Genomic DNA, 4,751 nt, shown 5'->3' with positions numbered 1-4,751 from the left:
CCCTTTCCGAAATGGCCGTTGCCATGGATATGTCCCTCTCGGGCCTGGAGAAACGATTCAAGAAGGCGTTTAATATATCCGGGTATAAGTGGATGAACGGGCACAGGGCAAAGAAAATATACCATGCCCTCTGCACGGGGGAGAAGCCGCTGAACGAACTGCGCATCGAATTCGGCTTTGCATCCAAATCCTCGTTCAACCGTTACTGCAAACAGCATCTGGGACAATCGCCGGGAGAGATACGGCAGCACAGCAAGCAGGTGGGCAAAATAGGTAACGGGAGTAATAAAATAGGTAACGGTATATGAAGCGAATATGAAAAAATAACATTTACATTTACAGTGTAAATATATGTTAAGCATACATATATCCGACACTTGATAAGTGTCAGATATTTTTAGCACAGGACGGCGTTTCCGTAACAGGAGGCATTCTGTGGTGGGTGTGAGGGGTATTTATGTTTAACATTTAATAAAACAGAGCGTATGTACCAGGTTAAATTCGTACCCGTTTCGATGCGGCAAAAAGGTTCCTGCTTCTATATAGAAGCCGATATGCTTTTTGTCTGCCGCCGTGTGGGAGAAGCCGCCTCCCACATGTTCGTACCTATCCTTAGCGAAGAAACCCACCGGCTGGAACTTCCGGCGGTGCCGGTTGCCAGAAAAAAACGTTACAGGACGCTCAGGCGTATGGTATCGGGCATCTTCGGGCTTTCCGTTTTCCGGGGATATTAAACTTAAAGCGTCCGGCCGCCCTTCATGAATTACTTATCCGTGCAGGGTGTACCTGGATTACGGGGATTGGATGACGGGCGCCGAGGTCGGCCTTTTATAAAGCCTGGTACCAAGAACATGAAAAGCACATCAAAAACAAATACATTATGCGTAACAGACAGACTATAAACAAGTACAGCTTAAACGCATTATCCTTTTTCTTTGTCGAGCTATGGCTGGTTCTTTTGTGCACAGGACTTCAGGCACAGCAAGTAGCCCAAAAGACCAATTTGCTCTATTGGGCGACGACTACACCGAATGCCGCCATGGAGTTTTCCCTGAACAGGAAGCTGACACTGGATATAGCCGCGGGTTATAACCCCTGGGATTTGCCGGGCAAAAGTTCCCTGCGCCACTGGCTGGTACAGCCCGAGCTTCGTTACTGGATGTGCCAATCTTTCGAAGGGCATTTCTTTGGCGTCCATGCTATCTACAGCAAGTATAATGTAGGGAATATCTCCTTTATCAAGGCCTTAAAAGACTATAGCTACAATGGCAATCTTTACGGAGGAGGTATCTCTTACGGCTACCACTTTCCTTTAAAAGGGCGTTGGGGATTGGAACTGACTGCCGGAATAGGCTATGTCCACATGGAATACGGCAAGTATATCTGCCGGGAATGTCTCGAAAAAGTAGGCAGCTATACACGCGACTACTTCGGGCCTACCAAAGCGGGAATATCACTGATTTATATGATTAAATAGCCTGCCCCTTCAAAGAGGGGAGACAGGTCGATTGGTTACAAGTTACGGGTAATAAAGCAACTGAAAACTGAAAAAATGAATAGATATAAAACATACGTTCTGTTGTTGCTATGGCTGGCAGCATGCGCTGTGCATCCACAGGCAGAAGACAAACCCGGGAGACAAGGCGAAACGATCCGCTTAACGGTACAGCAAGTAACAAAGCAAGACGACAGCCTTCACATCGACCTGATGATTTACGCGAGCAACCTGCATATCGGCACGATGAATTCCCTGCGGCTGGACTTGTTCCTGCAAGCGGGCGACAAACAAACGGTATTGCCCACGGTAGTGTACGCCGGCAAACAGCGCGCGGCTTTTGATAAACGCAAGGAGTCGGTTGATCCGTCTGTCCGCCGTAACGAGCCTTACAGGGTCTTTACGGGTATCGATCCGAAAGTCACTTATCCTTTGCGTTACACCCTGAGCATCCCTTATGCTTCGTGGATGGACCATGCGCGGCTTACAACAAGGGAAGCCTTTCACGATTGCTGCAACGAACACCCCTTAAAAGAACAAACGCTATTGGCGGATATAAACCTGAAAGATGAAATCAGGGAAACGGCTACCGTACAGCAACCAATCGCCACTGATACCGCCGCACGGAATCCCGACTCGGCTGATTACCGCGGGATGGCAGGGTTGTTGACTGCTCCGGCAGAAGAAATCAAATACAGGAATGCCAGCCTGATCGCCCATATAGCCTATCCGCAAGGAGTACACAAGATACTGCCGGCTTTCCGCGATAACAGGCGGGAACTCGAACGGGTGGATTCCCTTTTCCGGCATATACTGGGCAATGAACTGATTATCGTAGACACCCTGCGTATCACAAGCTATGCTTCGCCCGAAGGAAGCTACGCCTCCAACAAATTACTTGCCCGAAGGCGCTCTGAAAGCTTTATGCGGTACTTCCAACCTAAATACAATCTCGGCAAATATGCCCTGCAAGCCGGTTGGATCGCCGAAGACTGGGACGGATTGGCGGCTTTAGTCGAAAAGTCCCGGATGGAATACAAAGACGAAGTAATGTCCATTATCCACGGCACGGATATTTTTGACGGGCGCGAGAAGAAACTCATGCTACTGGCACGGGGGAAACCTTACCGTTACATGCTGGAAACATTTTTCCCCCGCTTACGCCGCAACGAGGCGCGCGTTTTTTACAGGGTCAATAAACTCACGGACGAGATAGCGGAACAGGTGTACCGGACACACCCCGAACTGTTGAGCATGGAAGAGTTTTGCCGCCTGGCGGGCAGCTACACCCCGGGCGCGGACAACGGACGCTTGCTGGAGATCTACCGCATAGCCGCCAAAACATGGCCCGACGACGCCATAGCCAACAACAACGCGGCGGCGGCATGCCTGATTAACGGGGAGGCGACAGAGGCCCTGCTTTACCTGGACCGTATTAAGGATAACCCGCTTTCGTACCTTAACCGGGGGGTCTATTATTATATCACGGGGGATACCGATGCCGCCAGGGACTATTTTAACAAAGCTACGCTGGTGAACGACACATGCCGGCAAGCCAAGCTAAACCTGTCACTGATCAGCCTCAATAGTAATTAAACAAGAGTAATTGAATGAAAGGAATAATAAAACCAGATAGTCCTGCTCCTTCAGGGAGGTTAGGTGGGACTTCCGCTTCTCCTCTACGGGGAGGGTGGCTGGTATTGTTCCTGTTCCCGCTCTTGTTCTTCTCCTCCTGTGACATCGACAGGGAGACGGAGGACTGCTGGTACAACACACGTATCATCTATCGTTACAACAGGGAGAATACGACTACTGAAAATGTATTGACGGAGTATATACAGTCGCTCGATGAATATATTTTCGATGAACAGGGAATACTGGTGGCCATAAACCACCTCCCCGGAGAGTCGTGTTTCGGAGAATATATAACCGAAACCAATCTGCCCGAAGGCAGGTACACCGTTATCACTTGGGGCAACAAGGCGGCGCCGAGCAAGGTAAACAAAGAACAGCCGGGCGTAACCACCAAGGAGGAAATGATGCTTTATCTCGACAATCCCTATATAGCCGCCGGAAATACGGCTGCCATGCAAAACAACAGCGAACGGCTGTATTACGGTTATCGTACGTTCTCCGTCGCGAAATATGGCGTAAGCAGGGTATATGTCGATATGTCCCACTCGCACTGCGTACTGAATATTACCGTCAGGTGGAAAAAAGCGGCGGAGGTTCCCGCCAATACGCGCGATTTTTATATGCTGCTCAAGGATGTGCCTTCCATGTATGATTTTATGCCGGAGTTTATGTTCCGCGCGGAGGGGGAAGCTTCCCTCCATCGTCCTGGCGAGGACCTGTTTCCGGCCGTGAGCAGCGAACAGATCAATTACATTCCGCTGGTACATTCTCCCGACGGACTGCTTACTCACCGCGCGGGGGCGGTAATGGGCGACCGCGCGTTGCAGGGGCAGTTCGTGACCTACCGTTACCGGAACGGTTCACACCCCTTGCTGAGTATCCATACTCCGGCTTCGCAAGTGATGAAGGAAATCGACCTCCATGCTTTTTTCAAGGCCTTGAACATCGAACTCGATACCAACCGAAGGCAGGAATTCGACTTGTTGCTGCTTATCGACGGGGGGGAGGTTATCGTATCCCTGGTAACTATCGATGACTGGATTGATGGAGGGTATTTGTGATAATTTGAGAATTACCGAATTTGAAACAACGTTCAACGGAACGAAGTGTAGTTATAATGAGAAAATGAGTGTGGAGTTTGTTACTTTTTAGTTAAAAAGTTACGAGTAGACGAGGTACGAGGTACAAGTTGTCGACTACTGACTGTCGCACGTCATTGCGAGGGTTTACCCGAAGCAATCCATTAATAATCAATACTCTGGATTGCTTCACTCCGTTCGCAATGACGAAAAGGTCGACTGACTACTGACTACTGACTACTGACTGTCGCACGTCATTGCGAGGGTTTACCCGAAGCAATCCATTAATAATCAATACTCTGGATTGCTTCACTCCTGTTGGCTCCGCCGATTTTTCAAATTCGCAATGACGAAAAGGTCGACTGTTTACTGACTACTGACTACTAACTACTGACTGTACGAGGTACAAGTTGTCGACTGCTGACTGTCGCACGTCATTGCGAGGGTTTACCCGAAGCAATCCATTAATAATCAATACTCTGGATTGCTTCACTCCTGTTGGCTCCGCCGATTTTCAATTCGCAATGACGAAAAGGTCGACT

General features: G+C 49.3%; 5 protein-coding genes. All 5 read left to right on the top strand.

The window, feature by feature from the left end; genetic code table 11:
- Positions 1 to 308 (top strand): helix-turn-helix domain-containing protein (locus tag ACYPZI_RS15505; protein WP_459603212.1); only part of this gene is annotated, 308 nt, incomplete at its 5' end.
- 177 nt (positions 309 to 485) lie between these two features.
- Positions 486 to 734 (top strand): hypothetical protein, encoded by a 249-nt coding sequence (locus ACYPZI_RS15500; protein WP_459603210.1) that lies wholly within the window; start codon positions 486 to 488, stop codon positions 732 to 734.
- A 146-nt stretch (positions 735 to 880) separates the two neighbouring features.
- Entirely contained in the window at positions 881 to 1,477 is a 597-nt protein-coding gene (locus ACYPZI_RS15495) for a DUF3575 domain-containing protein (RefSeq protein WP_459603208.1), read from the top strand.
- Positions 1,478 to 1,552: 75 nt separating this feature from the next.
- Positions 1,553 to 3,091: a tetratricopeptide repeat protein gene (locus ACYPZI_RS15490; RefSeq protein WP_459603206.1), complete on the top strand. Its 1,539-nt coding sequence runs from the start codon at positions 1,553 to 1,555 to the stop codon at positions 3,089 to 3,091.
- A 14-nt stretch (positions 3,092 to 3,105) separates the two neighbouring features.
- Entirely contained in the window at positions 3,106 to 4,191 is a 1,086-nt protein-coding gene (locus ACYPZI_RS15485; protein ID WP_459603204.1) for a FimB/Mfa2 family fimbrial subunit, read from the top strand.
- Positions 4,192 to 4,751 lie beyond the last annotated feature (560 nt).

It is taken from the genome of Dysgonomonas reticulitermitis (assembly GCF_054601275.1).
This window is presented reverse-complemented; position numbering and strand designations above follow the sequence as displayed.